A 16794-nucleotide genomic window follows, 5' to 3' on the forward strand; every position below is an offset into this window, starting at 1 on the left:
TATGACGGCAGATGGAACCCGGCAGCCGGCTTCCGTAACGTGAAGGATTTATCGATTCTTCAGGATTAAAGGCGTTTTTAGCGGCCACATAGCCCCACCCGGTAACCGTCTTCATGCTGTATATCCTTACCTGCCTGACCGTTGAGCACGATCTTCGCCTCGTCCTGCTCGCCGCTCTCATCTGCTTCCTGTCCTGCTACGTCGCGGTGGTGCTCACACAGCGCGCGCTCGTCTCCGGCGGCGCGGCGCGGATGCTCTGGCTCGGTGCGGCAGGCGCTTCCAGCGGCTTCGGCATCTGGGCCACGCATTTCATCGCCATGCTGGCCTACGATCCCGGCATGGAGATGGGTTTCCTCATGGAGCCGACGCTTGTTTCATTGGGCGTCGCCATCGTCGTAACGGCGGCGGGGCTTGGCGTCGCGACCTATGTCTCGGGCCGCAGCGCGGTGCTGGCCGGCGGCCTGCTGCTTGCAGCGGGCGTCACCTCCATGCACTATATCGGCATGTCGGCGGTGGAACTGCCGGGCACGCTTTTCTTCGACAAGACCTATGTCGCCGCTTCGGTCGTCAGCGCCGCGCTCTTCTGCACGCTGGGGCTGATCTGCTGCCTGCGGCCGGCACCGCGTGCGCGCGATCGCGCGCTGGCCACCGGCCTGATCGCGCTCGGCGTCGTTTCGCTGCATTTCACGGCCATGGCCGCCGTGCGCATCGAACCCGGCCTGATGCCGGTGAACGGCCAGACAATGTTGTCGACGGGCATCATGGTGCCCCTTATTGCGATCGTTGCGTTCTCGCTGCTTGTCGCAGGACTGACAGCCGCAGTTTTCGCCCGCCAGGCCGAGATGACCGCGAGCGAGAACACGCGCCGCTTCTCCATGCTTCTGCAGGGCGTTAAGGATTACGCCATCTACATGCTGGACGCGGACGGGCGGGTGGCGAACTGGAACGACGGCGCCGAACGCAAGATGGGCTTTACGGCCGGCGAGATCGTCGGCCAGCACTTCTCACGCTTCTACAGCGCCGAAGATCGTGCGGCGGGCGAGCCCGAGCGCGCCCTGCGCATCGCGCGCGAGCAGGGAAAGTTCGAGACCGAGGGCTGGTGCTACCGCGAGGACGGATCCCGTTTCTGGGCCAACACGGTGATGGACCCGATCCATGACACGAGCGGCGATCTTGTCGGCTATGCCAACATCACCAAGGACATCACGCAGGACAAGGCCGATGCAGACCGTCTGGCGGAGGTGACGAAGAACCTCGACCTGGCGCTGGAGAACATGTCGCAGGGGCTCTGCCTGTTCGACAAGGACGAGCGTCTGCTGCTGGCCAACCGGCGCTATAGCGAAATCTTCGGCTTTCCCGAAGGCGGCATCAAGCCCGGGATGACCCTTCGGGAAATCATCGACCTCGGCGTGGCGGGCTTCCTCTCCGATCCGGAAGCGCGGCAGGCAAGGGCGCGGGATATCTATGCGCGCCGCCGCGCTGCGCTCCAGACGCGCGACGTCGATGCCATCGTCGAGAAATTCTCCAGCGGTGTCTCCGTGCAGCTCTATCATCGCATCCTGCCCGACGGTTCGTGGGTCGCGACCTATGAGGATGTGTCCGAGCGCCTGCGTTCCGAAGAGCAGATCTCCTTCCTGGCGCGTCACGACAGCCTGACGGGCCTGCCCAATCGCGCGAGCTTCAACGACAGGCTCGAGGCTGATCTATCGTTCGCCCGCCGCTCCGGTGGCAAGGTCGCGGTGATCGCCATCGACCTCGACAAGTTCAAGGAGATCAACGATACGCGCGGCCATGCCGCGGGCGACGAAGTGCTGGCGACGCTCTCGCGCCGCATGCAGGCGAGCCTTGGCGCCAATGAGACGATCGCACGGTTGGGTGGGGATGAATTCGCCGCCTCCAAGCGCTTCGAGGACATGACCGAGCTGACGGGCTTCATCCAGCGCCTGGAAACGTGCCTCAGCGAACAGATCCGCATCGACGGCTACGATATCCGGCCGGGCGCCAGCTTCGGCGTCGCCATCTATCCCCAGGATGCCGACAATATCGGCGCATTGCTCAACAATGCCGACCTCGCCATGTACAGGGCGAAGGAGGCGTTGACCCAGACCGTCTGCTTCTACGAGGTATCGATGGACGAGGCGGCCCGCCGCCGTCGCCTGATCGCCAACGACCTGTGGCAGGCTGTCAGGCGCGATGAGCTGGAACTGCACTATCAGGTCCAGAAGGCCGTCCATACCGGTGAGACGCTCGGCTACGAGGTTCTGCTGCGCTGGCACCATCCGGTCCGCGGCACCATCCCGCCGTCGGATTTCATTCCGATCGCCGAGGAATGCGGCGCCATCCTGCCGATCGGCGAATGGGTGTTGCGCGAAGCCTGCCGCGAGGCGGCCAGTTGGGACAATGCGCACAAGATCGCGGTCAATCTCTCGCCGGTCCAGCTCGGCAATGCCGACGTCGCCGACCTCGTGCAGCGCGTGCTGCAGGAAACGGGTCTCGACCCACGCCGGCTGGAGCTGGAAATCACGGAATCGACCATCATCGGCGACAAGGAACGGGCGCTCGAAACGCTGCGCCGGATCAAGGCTTTCGGCGTTACCATCGCCATCGACGACTTTGGAACCGGCTATTCGTCCCTGGAAACGCTGCGTTCCTTCCCCTTCGACAAGATCAAGCTCGACCGCAGTTTCATGAGCGAGGTGGAGTCGAGCCCGGAGGCCAAGGCCATCATCCGCGCCATCCTGGCCCTCGGCCACACGCTGCGCGTCCCGGTGCTGGCGGAAGGCGTGGAGACACGCAACCAGCTCGATATCCTGCTCGACGAGGGCTGCGACGAAGCGCAGGGTTATTTCCTTGGGCGCCCCATGCCGATGGAGCGCATCCGCGCGGCCCGCAAGGCGAGCGAGGCGGCGTAGCCGTTTCGCCTACTGCCGCTTGAAGCGCCGGCCGGCAAGGTCGATCTGGAAGCGGGGGAAGATGAAGACGCCGATGATCGTGCCGGCGTATTTCTCTTCCAGCCCCGTCGATTCACCGACACAGAACACCGGCTGGCGCGGTGTGCCGTCCAGATGAATGGTCGTGGAAAAGCAGAAGGAGGACGAGGAGGCGGCTGCCTGCTCGAACAGCTCCAGCACGCGGGTGCGATCCAGCGGCTCGTAGCACCGGATGAGGTTGAGCAGCCCGCAAGTGCGCTCCGTCATGCCGTGCGCCAGCGTCGCCTTCTCGCCGAGCGTGAAGAGACCGTTGGAAAGATCGCCCGTCCAGCGCTCCGTCACGCAATATTGGGTGAGGAGCTCATTGTCCGTCTCGTCGAATTCCATCGAGCCCGGCAGAAAGGGCGACGAGAGATCAGTCTTGATTATCTTGAACACCTACGACCTCAGGCAGTTGCTCGAATTTGACAGAGATGCCATGGGCGATTGCGCCTCACGACATGCTAAAAGCGTGCATCGACGAGCTCCCCGAAGCTGGCCGCCACACTTCTCTATGAACTGAACTGCATCCGGCGCCGCTGTGCATGTCGGCTCGGACGTATGCGGAGAAGACCGTCGCTGCCTCTCCGTCAAGGCCATGGCGGTTTCGTAATACCGTGGGGATAGTCGCAGGCGGATTACCGGAAGCAATGATGCCGGGTTTTCAGCGCCTTAGGCCCCCTGTGAATCTTTAAAGCTCACTTGGGGCGCCTTTATAGTTGGTTTTTTAGAGCCATCAACGGCTTTTTGAAAATTATTGTACGGGCGGAAAAATTCTTCTTCCGGAAACGATGCAGGTCCGACTGCGGCAAAACAAAAAGGGCGGCCCGAAGACCGCCCTTTCATAACTGAACCGGTTGGCTCAGATGTAAGGACCCGAAGGTCTTACATCATGTCCATGCCGCCAGTTCAGCGCGCTTGACGCGCTGAACCAACTTTAGTGCATGGGCGAAGCTTGATGGTCACGCTGCAATAGGCTTTCGCCTATTACATCATGTCCATGCCGCCCATGCCGCCCATGCCGCCGGGCATGCCGGCCGGAGCGTCCTTCTTCGGCAGTTCGGCGATCATGGCTTCCGTCGTGATCAGCAGCGAGGCAACCGAAGCAGCGTTCTGCAGAGCCGTGCGGACAACCTTGACCGGGTCGACGATGCCGAGGGCGATCAGGTCGCCGTATTCGCCGGTCTGGGCGTTGTAGCCATAGTTGTCTTCGTTCTTCTCGAGGATCTTGCCGACGACGATGGAGGCTTCGTCACCAGCATTGTCCGCGATCTGGCGAACCAGGGCCTGAAGGGCCTTGCGGATGATGTTGATGCCGGCTTCCTGGTCATCGTTTTCGCCCTTGACGGCGATCTTCGTGGAAGAGCGGAGCAGGGCTACGCCACCGCCCGGTACGATGCCTTCCTGAACGGCAGCGCGCGTCGCGTTGAGGGCGTCGTCGATGCGGTCCTTCTTTTCCTTCACTTCGACTTCCGTCGAGCCGCCGACGCGGATGACGGCAACGCCGCCGGCGAGCTTGGCAAGACGTTCCTGCAGCTTCTCGCGGTCGTAGTCGGAGGTGGTTTCTTCGATCTGGGCCTTGATCTGCGCGACGCGGCCTTCGATTTCAGCCTTCTGGCCGGCACCGTCGACGATCGTCGTGTTTTCCTTGGAGATCGAAACCTTCTTCGAACGGCCGAGCATGTCGAGCGTTACGTTTTCGAGCTTGATGCCGAGGTCTTCGGAGATGACCGTGCCGCCCGTCAGGATGGCGATGTCTTCCAGCATGGCCTTGCGGCGGTCGCCGAAGCCCGGAGCCTTGACGGCAGCGATCTTGAGGCCGCCGCGCAGCTTGTTGACGACGAGCGTAGCAAGGGCTTCGCCTTCGACGTCTTCAGCGATGATGACCAGCGGCTTGCCGGTCTGGACGACGGCTTCGAGAACCGGGAGCATGGCCTGGAGGTTCGAGAGCTTCTTCTCGTGCAGGAGAATGTAAGCGTCTTCGAGGTCGGCGACCATCTTTTCCGGGTTGGTCACGAAGTAGGGCGACAGGTAGCCGCGGTCGAACTGCATGCCTTCGACGACTTCGAGTTCGGTTTCGGCGGTCTTGGCTTCTTCAACCGTGATGACGCCTTCGTTGCCGACCTTCTGCATGGCTTCGGAAATGTCGAGGCCGATCTGCTTTTCGCCGTTTGCCGAGATCGTGCCGACCTGGGCGACTTCTTCCGGGGTGGTGATCTTCTTGGCCTTGGCCTGGAGATCCTTGACGACTTCGGCGACGGCGAGGTCGATGCCGCGCTTCAGGTCCATCGGGTTCATGCCGGCGGCAACAGCCTTGGCGCCTTCGCGAACGATAGCCTGGGCAAGAACGGTTGCAGTCGTGGTGCCGTCGCCGGCGATGTCGTTGGTCTTGGAAGCGACTTCGCGAACGAGCTGGGCGCCCATGTTCTCGAACTTGTCTTCCAGTTCGATTTCCTTGGCGACGGAAACGCCGTCCTTGGTGATGCGCGGTGCGCCGAAGGACTTGTCGATGACGACGTTACGACCCTTCGGGCCGAGCGTCACCTTGACTGCGTCTGCGAGAACGTCGACGCCACGCAGCATCTTTTCGCGCGCGGTGCGGCCGAATTTGACTTCTTTGGCTGCCATTGTGAGGACTCCTGAATTGATATCAGCGAATTGCGGAACGGGTTACCGGCTGATCAGCCGATGATGCCCATGATGTCGGCTTCCTTCATGATCAGAAGGTCTTCGCCGTCGAGCTTGACTTCGGTGCCCGACCACTTGCCGAACAGGACGCGGTCGCCAGCCTTGACATCCAGCGGGATAACCTTGCCGGACTCGTCACGAGCGCCGGTGCCGACAGCGACGATTTCGCCTTCCTGCGGCTTTTCCTTGGCGGTATCCGGAATGATGATGCCGCCCTTGGTCTTGGCTTCGGATTCGACGCGACGAACGACGACGCGGTCGTGAAGCGGGCGGAAGGTGGTGCTTGCCATTGTCTAATCCCTCGATCAAATGACATTGCGGACCCGAACAGGTCCGATGGATTATTGTTAGCACTCATCGATGGAGAGTGCTAGCGGCTCCGAGATAAGGGTGGCTTTCTCTCGAGTCAAGAACCGCCTTCGCAAAATTCTTTGCCATGGGCGGTTGCCGCGGCCGGCAGATGGGAACCTCCTGCCACGCCATCAAGGCACGCGTGTGAATTTTCGCAACTTTGTCTGTGGATGCGCCAAAATTGCAGGGAGAGACTTGTTTTCTTGGCGTCGCTTTGCGATGTCACGCGGGCCTGATTTCGATACGGAACTCCCCTTATGGCCCAGCGCATCCAATCCATCCGCGACATCGCCGACCGCTACGACGTGATGCTCTGCGACGTCTGGGGCGTGCTGCACAACGGGGTGGAGGCCTTTTCCTACGCGTCGGAAGCGCTTGCCGAAGCGCGCGCGGCCGGCATGACCGTCGTCCTCATCACCAATTCCCCGCGTCCCCATCCGGGCGTGAAGGTGCAGATCCGCGGACTGGGTGTGCGTGACGATGCCTATGACCGCATCGTCACCTCCGGCGACGTCACCCGCGCGCTGATCGCCAAGGGGGCCAGGAAGGTCTATTTCATCGGCGCCGAAAAGGACCTGCCGTTGCTCGATGGCCTTGACGTTGAGCCTGTCGGTATGGACGAGGCCGGTATCGTCGTCTGCGCGGGCTTGCGCGAGGACGACACGGAAACCGTCGAGGATTATCGCGAGGAACTCGCGGCACTGGCCGCCCGCAAGCTGCCCTTCATCTGCGCCAACCCGGATCTCGTCGTCGAGCGTGGCCACAGGCTCATCGTCTGCGCCGGGGCGCTCGCCAAGGCCTATGAGGAGCTCGGCGGCACGACGGAGATTGCCGGAAAGCCGCACCGCCCGATCTATGACAAGGCGATCGCCGAGGCGCGCGACGTGCGTGGCGACGTCGATCTGTCCCGCGTCATTGCCGTCGGCGACGGCATGCCGACGGATGTGCGCGGCGCCGAGGCCTATGGCCTGGATGTGCTCTACATATCCGGCGGCATCCACGCCCAGCATTATGTCGAAGGCGGCCGCACCGACGAGGCGAAGCTCGCTGCCTTCCTGGATCAGGAACGGGCCCACCCGAAATGGTGGATGCCCCGGCTACAGTGACGGGACGGAGACGGTCGTCATGACGGTATTTCACAGGAACGAGACGAAACAGCCGCTGCCGGAGCATCTGCGCGGCGGCGTCATCGCCATCGGCAATTTCGACGGCGTGCACCGCGGCCACCAGGCCGTGCTGCAACGGGCGCTAGACATTGCCAGAAGCCGCGGCATCCCCGCTTTGGTGCTCACCTTCGAGCCGCATCCGCGCACGATCTTCCGGCCGGATACGCCCGTCTTCCGGCTGACGCCTGCCCCCCTCAAGGCCCGTATCCTGGAGGGCATGGGCTTTTCCGCCGTCATCGAATATCCGTTCGACCGCACCTTCTCGGAAATGTCGGCACACGATTTCATCGGCGCCGTCCTGCTCGAATGGCTGCACGCCTCGGAGGTCGTCACCGGCTTCGATTTCCACTTCGGCAAGGGCAGGGAAGGCGGCCCCGCCTTCCTGATGGCCGCCGGACAGGACAACGGTTTCGGCGTGACGCTGGTCGATGCCTTCCGCGACGAGAACGCCTCGGTCGTCTCCTCCAGCGTCATCCGCTCCCTGCTCGGCGAGGGTGCCGTTTCTGAAGCCGCCGGCCTGCTCGGCTACCGCTACACCGTCGAGGCCGAGGTCATCGACGGCAAGAAGCTCGGCCGCACCCTCGGCTATCCCACCGCCAACATGGCGCTTCCGCCGGAAGTGGAACTGCGCAACGGCATCTATGCCGTGCGCTTCCGCCGTCCCGACGGCAGCCTGCATGACGGCGTCGCAAGCTTCGGCCGCCGCCCCACGGTCACATCGAACGGCGCGCCGCTACTCGAAACCTTCCTCTTCGACTTTTCCGGCGATCTCTACGGCGAAATCTCCGCCGTCTCCTTCTTCGGTCATCTGCGCGACGAACTGAAATTCGATGGCCTCGACGCCCTCGTCGTGCAGATGAAGCGCGACGAGGAGGAAGCGCGCGCGCTGCTTGCCGGCGTGCGGCCGCTCGGGCCCATCGACCAGCGCCTCTGTTTCTGAACGGCGTGATGAGCGGCGAGCCCTGTCCAATCTACTTCTTCCGCTCAAAAGGGTTTGCGGCATCGGGAGACACCGTCGTTAGCGTCGCGCCGCGACAACGGGTCGTTTCCGTCTATGGCGGTGGCGGCGCTTTCGAGGCCGATGAACTGTCCGCAGCCTTCGGCGGGGCGGCGATCTTCAGGAACGATGAAACGCGCGCGATCTTCGCCGGCGTCTGGGGCACGCGAAACGCGTCGCGCTTCCGCCGCGAGATGCGGGAGCATATGGATGTCGTTCTCAGGCGGGAGGCGCCGGATGCGCGGCTCATAGTCTGGAGTGCTCAAGGCAAGCACCCGCCGCAGCACCGCGGCGACGGAGGTTGACGATGCGTCGGCCCGATTGCGCGGCCGTCGCACCTCGCCACGACGAAGAAGAGGTTTGCGATATGTCTTTTCAAACCGCCGAAAACCCCGTAAGACCGCGCGCATGATGCTCCACCGGCTGACCATCGATCTGCGAATTAGTGGCCCGGCCTTCCGCGCGCTCTGAGCGAGGCCGGAAGGTCCGGGATTTCGGGCGTTCCCGAAGCGCCCCCGCCGTCATTGCCGGTGCACTGACCGATATTCCCCGCATGCGCACAAAGCGCGCGAACAAAGACGATAGCCATATCCATGACCGATACGCCTGAAAAAGTCGATTATTCGTCCACCCTCAACCTGCCGCAGACGGATTTCCCGATGCGCGCCGGCCTGCCGCAGAAGGAGCCGGAAACGGTGGCCCGCTGGCAGCAGATGAACCTCTACAAGAAGCTGCGCGCCTCCGCCGCCGGCCGCGAAAAATTCGTGCTGCACGATGGCCCGCCCTATGCCAACGGCAACATCCATATCGGCCACGCGCTGAACAAAATCCTCAAGGACGTCATCACCCGCTCGTTCCAGATGCGCGGCTATGACGCCAACTACGTGCCCGGCTGGGACTGCCACGGCCTTCCCATCGAGTGGAAGATCGAGGAAAAGTACCGCGAGAAGGGCAAGAACAAGGACGAGGTTCCGGTCAACGAGTTCCGCCAGGAATGCCGTGACTTCGCGAGCGGCTGGATCAAGGTCCAGTCGGAGGAGTTCAAGCGTCTCGGCATCGAGGGCGACTTCGAAAATCCCTACACGACCATGGCCTTCCACGCCGAAGCCCGTATCGCCGGCGAACTGCTGAAGATCGCCAAGTCCGGCCAACTCTACCGCGGCTCCAAGCCCGTCATGTGGTCGGTCGTCGAGCGTACGGCGCTGGCCGAAGCCGAAGTCGAATATGCCGATGTCGAGAGCGACACGATCTGGGTGAAGTTCCCGGTAACCGAGGGGCCTGCCGACCTCAAGGGCAACTTCGTCGTCATCTGGACGACCACGCCCTGGACGATCCCGGGCAACCGCGCCATCTCCTTCTCGTCGCGCTTCCCCTACGGCCTCTACGAGGTGGAAAGCGCCACGAACGATTTCGGCCCGCAGCCGGGCGAGAAGCTGATCTTCGCAACCCGCCTGGCCGATGACTGCGCGGCCAAGGCGAAGGTGACGCTGAAGTTCCTGCGCGATGTCGCGCCGGAAGAGCTTTCGACACTCGTTACCGCCCATCCGCTCGCACCGCTCGGCTACACTTTCCAGGTGCCGCTGCTCGATGGCGATCATGTCACCGACGATGCCGGCACGGGCTTCGTGCACACGGCCCCCGGCCACGGCCGCGAGGACTTTGATGCCTGGATGGCCGAGGCCCGCAACCTCGAGGCGCGCGGCATCTCCGCGAAGATCCCCTTCACCGTGGACGACGCCGGCTTCTACACCGCCGAAGCCCCCGGCTTCGAAGGCGCGCGCGTCATGGACGACAACGGCAAGAAGGGCGACGCCAACGACCGCGTCATCAAGGCGCTGATCGCCGAAAACAACCTCTTTGCCCGCGGCCGCCTCAAGCATTCCTATCCGCATTCCTGGCGTTCGAAGAAGCCGGTCATCTTCCGCAACACGCCGCAGTGGTTCGTCTATATGGACAAGGAACTCGGCGACGGCACCACGCTGCGCTCGCGTTCGCTTGCCGCGATCGACCAGACCCGCTTCGTGCCGGCCTCCGGCCAGAACCGTCTTCGCGGCATGATCGAAGGCCGCCCGGACTGGGTTCTTTCCCGTCAGCGCGCCTGGGGCGTACCGATCGCCGTCTTCGCCGATGAAAAGGGCGACGTGCTCGTCGATGAGGACGTCAACGCCCGCATCCTCGATGCGTTCGAGAAGGAAGGCGCCGACGCCTGGTTCGCCGAAGGCGCGCGCGAGCGCTTCCTGGGCAACCGTGCGGGAGAAGCCTGGACGCAGGTCATGGACATCCTCGATGTCTGGTTCGACTCGGGCTCGACCCACACCTTCACGCTGGAGGACCGCCCCGACCTGAAATGGCCGGCCGACGTCTATCTGGAAGGCTCCGACCAGCATCGCGGCTGGTTCCATTCGTCGCTGCTTGAAAGCTGCGCGACGCGCGGCCGCGCGCCCTACAATGCCGTCGTCACCCATGGCTTCACCATGGACGAGAAGGGCGAGAAGATGTCGAAGTCCAAGGGCAACGTCGTCTCGCCGCAGGACGTCATGAAGGAATCGGGCGCCGATATCCTGCGCCTCTGGGTCATGACGACCGACTACTGGGAAGACCAGCGCCTCGGCAAGACGATCATCCAGACCAATATCGATGCCTACCGCAAGCTGCGCAACACGGTGCGCTGGATGCTGGGCACGCTGGCGCACGACACGGGCGAGGAGATCGCCTATGCCGACCTGCCGGAGCTGGAAAAGCTCATGCTGCACCGGCTGGCGGAACTGGATGCGCTCGTGCGGTCGGGCTACGATGCCTTTGACTTCAAGAAGATCACCCGCGCGCTCATCGATTTCTCGAATGTCGAGCTCTCGGCCTTCTATTTCGACGTGCGCAAGGATGCGCTCTACTGCGATGCCCCGTCCTCGCTGAAGCGCCGCGCCGCACTTGCCGTCATCCGCAAGCTCTTCGATTGCCTCGTCACCTGGCTCGCCCCGATGCTGCCCTTCACGATGGAAGAGGCCTGGCTCTCGCGCAAGCCGGATGCCGTCTCGGTGCATCTGGAGCAGTTCCCCGACGTGCCGGCCGAATGGCGCAACGATGCGCTGGAAGCCAAGTGGGAGAAGATCCGTGCGGTGCGCTCGGTCGTCACGGGCGCGCTGGAAATCGAGCGTCGCGAGAAGCGCATCGGCGCTTCGCTGGAGGCGGCTCCGGTCGTCTACATCGCCGACCCCGAGCTTCTGGCTGCCCTCGAAGGCCAGGATTTCGCGGAAATCTGCATCACCTCGGCCATCACGCTGGTTGCGGGCGAGGGCCCCGCGGACGCCTTCCGCCTTGCGGAAGTCCCCAAGGTTTCGGTCGAGCCGAAGCTGGCGGAGGGGCTGAAATGCGCCCGTTCCTGGCGGATCACGACGGATGTCGGTTCCGACCCGGAATATCCTGACGTCTCGGCCCGCGATGCGGCTGCGCTGCGCGAAATCGGTTTCCGCCGCGCGGCATAAGCGCCCGCTCTGTTGACGGCCGGTTCTTTCCGGCCGTCGATTTGCCGGCATGAATTGCACTTGGTGGCTTCATCCGGTAATGCTGCCTGAAAATGGTCGGATTGTTCCGCCATGGCACGGCGGACTTTTGCCGTGGAATGAGTTTTCTGCGTACCGGCTCTGCTGGAAGGGTATTCATGGGAATGACGCGAAATATTCGGGTACGGACCGGCCTGTTCGGCCTTCTCGGCGGCAGCCTCCTTCTGACCGGCTGCATGGGCCCGACCTACGGCACCGACAAGACCGCCGGCGAGCAGCTGATCGACGACCTCGGCAACGCCGTGATGATCCAGCCGGAAAACAAGGACGCCAAGAAGGTCCGCTACCAGCCGCGCGGCGGCCTGGTCGTGCCGAGGGATAAGACGGCGCTGGCCAACCCGCAGCAATCCGTCGCGTCCAAGGACAATCCCGAGTGGCTTGAAAATCCCGAAGACATGCGCGAGCGCCTGCGCGCCGAGGCGGACGAGAACGCCAACGATCCCCGCTACCGCTCGCCGCTCGCCGGCCAGAATACGACGGCGCGCCAGATGAGCACGGCAGAGCAGACGCAGGCCTATCGCGAAGCACGCCGCCTGCAGATGGGCGCCTATTCCGACCAGCGCCGCTACCTGAGCGACCCGCCGACCGAATACCGCAGGATCCCCGAGGAGGCCCAGGCCGATCTCGGCGAGCCTGAGAGGCAGAAGGAACGCCGCCGCAAGAAGGAAGCCAGGGCCGCCAAGCAGGGCGGTTCCAGCTGGTGGCCGTTCTGACATCATGACGGCCTATCGAATCCGGCCGGCGACGGTCGATGACGCCGCCGTCATCCTGCGCTTCATCCGCGAGCTTGCGGAGTATGAAAATGCCCTGTCCGAAGTGGCCGCGACCGAGGAAAGCGTCGTGGTGTCCCTCTTCGGCGAGGGCTCGGTGAGCTACGCGGCCATTTGCGAGACGGAAGACGGCGAACCGGCCGGCTCCGCCGTCTGGTTCAAGACCTATTCCACCTGGTTGTCGAAGAACGGCCTCTATCTCGAGGACCTCTATGTGACGCCGGCCCATCGCGGCGGCGGCGTCGGCAAGATGCTGCTGCGTTACCTGGCGCGCCTTGCCATCGAACAGGATTGCAGCCGTTTCGAATGGAGCGTGCTCGACTGGAACGAGCCCGCCATCCGCGTCTACGACGCCATCGGCGCCGAGCCGCAGACGGAGTGGCTGCGCTATCGCCTGACGGGCGACCGCCTGAAACAGTTTGCCGAGGGCTGAGGCCGCTCAGCGCCGTTCAGCAAAGAAATCCTTCAAGATCTCCGCCGCTTCCATGCCGCTGATGCCGGAATAGACTTCCGGGGCATGATGGCAGGTGGGCTGGGCGAAGAAGCGCACGCCGTTGTCGACGCCGCCGCCCTTGGGGTCTTCCGCGCCGTAATAAAGCCGGCGGATGCGGGCAAACGAGATGGCGGCCGCACACAGCGTGCAGGGTTCGAGCGTCACGTAGAGGTCGGCACCCGTCAGCCGCTCCTGGCCGAGTTTATGGGCAGCCTCGCGGATGACGGCGACTTCGGCATGGGCCGTCACGTCGTTGTCGGCGCGCGTGCGATTACCCGCCTGCGCCACGACCGCGCCATCCATGACGAGCACGGCGCCGACGGGCACTTCACCGCGTTTGCCGGCGGCGCGGGCCTCGGCCAGCGCGATCTCCATGAAGCGATTTGTCATAGTGGAACGAATTCCTCTTAACCCGGGGCGTCTGACCTGATAGGACACGCGAAAACGCAGGCAACACAAATGACATCCAAAGACAAGCCAAAACGGCCGGGCGCAAAGCCCGCGGGCCGCGATACCAAGCCGCGTGGCGCCGCATCGGTGGCCGCGGGCAAGAAATCCTTCGGCGGCAAGCCGGCGGGCAAGAAGCCGTTTGCCGGCAAGGCGGCGCCGCGCGACGGCAAGCCCGCCCGTGCCGCCAAGCCGGCACCTGCCGCACCGGCCGGGGCCGAACTCGCGCCCGAACGCATTTCCAAGCTGCTCGCCCGCGCGGGCGTGGCCTCGCGCCGCGATATCGAGCGCATGATCATGGAAGGCCGCGTCAGCGTGAACGGCAAGGTGCTGGAGACCCCGGTGCTCAACGCCAGCTTCGCCGACCGCATCGAGGTGGATGGCGTGCCGGTGCGCGGCATCGAGCGCACGCGCCTGTGGCTCTACCACAAGCCGGCCGGCCTCGTGACGACCAATGCCGATCCGGAAGGCCGCCCGACCGTCTTCGACAACCTGCCCGAAGAATTGCCGCGGGTCATGTCCATCGGCCGCCTCGACATCAACACCGAAGGCCTGCTGCTGCTGACCAATGACGGCGGCCTCGCCCGCATGCTGGAGCTGCCGACGACCGGCTGGCTGCGCCGCTACCGCGTGCGCGCCCACGGCAAGATCGAGCAGGCCGATCTCGACAAGCTGAAAGAAGGCATCGCCGTCGACGGCGTGCTCTACGGCTCGATCGACGCGACGCTCGACAAGGCGCAGGGCTCCAATGTCTGGCTGACGCTCGGCCTGCGCGAAGGCAAGAACCGCGAAGTCAAGAACGTGCTCGGCGCGCTCGGCCTTGACGTCAACCGGCTGATCCGCATTTCCTACGGCCCGTTCCAGCTCGGCGAGCTGCCGGAAGGCCATGCTCAGGAAATCCGCGGTCGCACGCTGCGTGACCAGCTCGGCCCGCGCCTGATCGAGGAATCCGGTGCGAATTTCGACGCGCCGCTCTTCGACCACAAGGCGGATGAGGATGCCGCCGCCAAGCCGGTGAAGCCCCGCGAGGAGGCGTCCGCCTGGAGCGAGCGTCCGGCAGAGCGCCGCGAGAAGCCCGCCGGCCGCCGCGATGGCGATCGCCGCGAGCAGGCCCGCGCCCGGCTGGATACCAAGCGCGACGACCGGTTCAGTGACAAGCCGCGCGGGGGTCCGCGCGACCGGGATCGCGACGGCGACCGCTTCGAAAGCAAGCCGAAGCGCGAACCTGCGAACCGTGCCCGCAAGTCCAATGTCTGGATGGCGCCCGGCGCCCGTCCCGTTGCCGAAAAAACAGCCGATGCGTCGGCGGAAGGCGTGAAGCGCGAGCCGCGCGTGCGTCCCGAAGGCGCTCCCAAGACCAAGCGTTACGGCCGCACGGCCGATGGCGCGCCGACCCGTTCGGCCAAGAAGTTCGATCCGGACCGCAAGGGTTTCGACAGCAGGGGTCCGGCCCGCGGCCGCCCCGGTGATGATCGTGTGGAAAAGCCCCGCATCCTGAAGACGCGCGACGAGGACGGCGAATGGATCCGCGCCTCCGAGCCGGAGGCCGGTGGCCGTGATGATGGCGGCCGTGGCGGCTTCGGACGCAAGCGCTCCGGCGCCGGCGATGACCGCGCACCCCGCGATTTTGGCGACCGCAAGCCGCGTGCGCAGGGCGAGCGTTCCTTCGGCGGGGGTGAACGCTCCTTTGGCGACCGCAAGCCACGGGCAGAGGGCGAACGCTCGTTCTCCGACCGTCCGCCGCGCCGCGACGGTGGCAAGTCGTTCGGTGGCAAACCCGGCGGCAAGTCCTTTGGCGGAAAGCCCGGTGGCGGCAAGCCCGGCGGTGGCCGTCCTGCCGGCGGCGGCCGTCCGCGCGGCAAGGGCAAGTAATCCGCCGTGCGGATCGTCGGCGGAGAATTTCGCGGCCGTTCGCTTGCAACGCCGAAGTCGGACGATATCCGTCCGACGACGGACCGCACGCGCGAAAGCCTGTTCAACATCCTCTCCCACACCTATCCCGAGGCGCTGGACGGAACGCGCGTGCTCGATCTCTTCGCGGGCACCGGTGCCGTGGGCTTCGAGGCGCTGTCGCGCGGCGCGCGCGCCGTGCTCTTTGTCGAGCAGGGCGTGGAGGGCAGGGGGCTGCTGCACGCCAACACGGAATCGCTCGGCGTGATCGGCCGCGCCAAGATCTTCCGCCGCGACGCCACGTCGCTCGGCGGCATCGGCACGATGGAGCCGTTCGATTTCCTCTATGCCGACCCGCCCTATGCGAAGGGTCTCGGCGAGCGCGCGCTCGATGCCGCCGCCCGCGGCGGCTGGCTCGTCGAGGGCGCCCTTGCGATCCTCGAGGAGCGCGCCGATATTCAACCCGCCACCGTCGACGGTTTCGAGCTTCTCGAAGTCAGGACGTTCGGCGAAACGCGCATGCACTTCTATCGTTACCGGCCCGGCTGACCGGTGCCGGCCGCGGAGACCTGAGCGATGACCGATGCCCTCGTTTCCCCGATCGCGCCACGCCCCGCCGGCCCGACCGTCGCCATCGCGCTTGGCGGTGGTGGCGCGCGCGGCCTCGCCCACATCCACGTCATCGAAGTTCTCGACGAGTTCGGCATCCGTCCGGTGCTGATCTCGGGCGCGTCCATCGGCGCGATCATGGGGGTGGCCATGGCCTCCGGCATGACGGGCCGTGAGATCCGCGAGCATACGATGGCCACCATCGGCAGACCCGGCCAGATCATGAACCGCCTCTGGAGCCTGCGGCCATCAGGGCTCTCGCAGATGGTCTCCGGCGGTTTCAAGTTCGGGCAGTTCAATCTGGAACGCATGCTGAAGGCCTTCCTGCCCGACCGCGTGCCGGAAACCTTCGAAGCGCTCGATATCCCGATGAAGATCATCGTGTCGGACTATTACGCGCAGCGCGAATGCGTCTGCGAGCGCGGCCCGCTGTTCCCGGCCCTTGCCGCATCCGCCGCCTTGCCCGCCGTCTTCCGTCCTGTCGTCATCGACGGCCGTGTGATGATGGATGGCGGCCTGTGTAATCCGATCCCGTTCGACCATCTCGCCGGCCGGGCCGATATCACCATCGGCGTCGACGTGATCGGCCAGCCGCCGGCCGGCACGGCCGAACTGCCCAACAGCATCGACAGCCTCTACGGCGCCACGCAGCTGACCATGCGGTCCATCGTCACGCTGAAGCTTGAAAAGGGTGCACCCGACATCTTCCTCCAGCCGGAGGTTGGTCGTTTCCGGGTGCTGGATTTCGCAAAGGCGGAGGAGGTGCTGAAAGCGTCGGAGGGTATCCGCGATGTCCTGAGGCGCGCGCTTGACGAAAAACTCTCCCGTACGGGCTGAAGCCAGCGAGCCGGCAG

The 16794-nt window shown here is 64.5% G+C and carries 14 protein-coding genes; 10 read left to right on the forward strand and 4 right to left on the reverse strand.

The window, feature by feature from the left end; genetic code table 11:
• Positions 1–113: 113 nt before the first annotated feature.
• Complete coding sequence (locus tag K6301_RS02360; RefSeq protein ID WP_247219025.1) at positions 114–2912, forward strand: bifunctional diguanylate cyclase/phosphodiesterase; 2799 nt, start codon at positions 114–116, stop codon at positions 2910–2912.
• A gap of 9 nt (positions 2913–2921) precedes the next feature.
• Here K6301_RS02360 and K6301_RS02365 read toward each other — a convergent pair whose 3' ends face one another.
• The 3 genes from K6301_RS02365 to groES all read right to left on the reverse strand — a co-directional run bounded on the left by K6301_RS02365 (position 2922) and on the right by groES (position 5947).
• The gene (locus K6301_RS02365; protein WP_134648965.1) at positions 2922–3368 is read right to left on the reverse strand and encodes a hypothetical protein; all 447 of its coding nucleotides are present in this window, start codon (positions 3366–3368) and stop codon (positions 2922–2924) included.
• 588 nt (positions 3369–3956) lie between these two features.
• Positions 3957–5597, reverse strand: a complete 1641-nt coding sequence (gene groL, locus K6301_RS02370) for a chaperonin GroEL (protein WP_247219027.1) — start codon at positions 5595–5597, stop codon at positions 3957–3959.
• Positions 5598–5650: 53 nt separating this feature from the next.
• Entirely contained in the window at positions 5651–5947 is a 297-nt protein-coding gene (gene groES / locus K6301_RS02375) for a co-chaperone GroES (protein WP_134648963.1), read from the reverse strand.
• Between the two features lie 318 nt (positions 5948–6265).
• On the opposite strand from groES, the gene K6301_RS02380 reads away from it, so the two are divergent.
• The 6 genes from K6301_RS02380 to K6301_RS02405 all read left to right on the forward strand — a co-directional run bounded on the left by K6301_RS02380 (position 6266) and on the right by K6301_RS02405 (position 12934).
• The gene (locus tag K6301_RS02380; RefSeq protein ID WP_247219029.1) at positions 6266–7114 is read left to right on the forward strand and encodes a TIGR01459 family HAD-type hydrolase; all 849 of its coding nucleotides are present in this window, start codon (positions 6266–6268) and stop codon (positions 7112–7114) included.
• 19 nt (positions 7115–7133) lie between these two features.
• Entirely contained in the window at positions 7134–8114 is a 981-nt protein-coding gene (locus K6301_RS02385; RefSeq protein ID WP_247219031.1) for a bifunctional riboflavin kinase/FAD synthetase, read from the forward strand.
• 8 nt (positions 8115–8122) lie between these two features.
• Entirely contained in the window at positions 8123–8476 is a 354-nt protein-coding gene (locus K6301_RS02390) for a hypothetical protein (protein WP_247219033.1), read from the forward strand.
• A 288-nt stretch (positions 8477–8764) separates the two neighbouring features.
• Positions 8765–11653 carry an isoleucine--tRNA ligase gene (ileS, locus tag K6301_RS02395; RefSeq protein ID WP_247219035.1) on the forward strand — a complete coding sequence of 963 codons (2889 nt, stop codon included), beginning with the start codon at positions 8765–8767 and terminating at the stop codon, positions 11651–11653.
• A gap of 176 nt (positions 11654–11829) precedes the next feature.
• A complete protein-coding gene (locus K6301_RS02400) occupies positions 11830–12444 on the forward strand; it encodes a hypothetical protein (protein ID WP_247219037.1) in 615 nt (204 codons plus the stop codon).
• A gap of 4 nt (positions 12445–12448) precedes the next feature.
• Positions 12449–12934 (forward strand): GNAT family N-acetyltransferase, encoded by a 486-nt coding sequence (locus K6301_RS02405; protein ID WP_247219039.1) that lies wholly within the window; start codon positions 12449–12451, stop codon positions 12932–12934.
• Positions 12935–12940: 6 nt separating this feature from the next.
• On the opposite strand, the gene K6301_RS02410 is transcribed toward K6301_RS02405, so the two are convergent.
• Entirely contained in the window at positions 12941–13384 is a 444-nt protein-coding gene (locus tag K6301_RS02410) for a nucleoside deaminase (protein ID WP_247219041.1), read from the reverse strand.
• Positions 13385–13453: 69 nt separating this feature from the next.
• Between K6301_RS02410 and K6301_RS02415 the strand changes: the two genes are divergently transcribed.
• From K6301_RS02415 to K6301_RS02425, 3 genes are read left to right on the forward strand one after another with little or no spacing between them, the layout of a single operon-like run.
• Positions 13454–15313 carry a pseudouridine synthase gene (locus K6301_RS02415; protein WP_247219043.1) on the forward strand — a complete coding sequence of 620 codons (1860 nt, stop codon included), beginning with the start codon at positions 13454–13456 and terminating at the stop codon, positions 15311–15313.
• Positions 15314–15319: 6 nt separating this feature from the next.
• Positions 15320–15880 (forward strand): 16S rRNA (guanine(966)-N(2))-methyltransferase RsmD, encoded by a 561-nt coding sequence (gene rsmD / locus K6301_RS02420; RefSeq protein WP_247219045.1) that lies wholly within the window; start codon positions 15320–15322, stop codon positions 15878–15880.
• A 27-nt stretch (positions 15881–15907) separates the two neighbouring features.
• Entirely contained in the window at positions 15908–16777 is an 870-nt protein-coding gene (locus tag K6301_RS02425; protein ID WP_247219047.1) for a patatin-like phospholipase family protein, read from the forward strand.
• Positions 16778–16794: the final 17 nt, after the last annotated feature.

Source organism: Shinella oryzae (genome assembly GCF_023038235.1).
GTDB lineage: Bacteria > Pseudomonadota > Alphaproteobacteria > Rhizobiales > Rhizobiaceae > Shinella > Shinella sumterensis.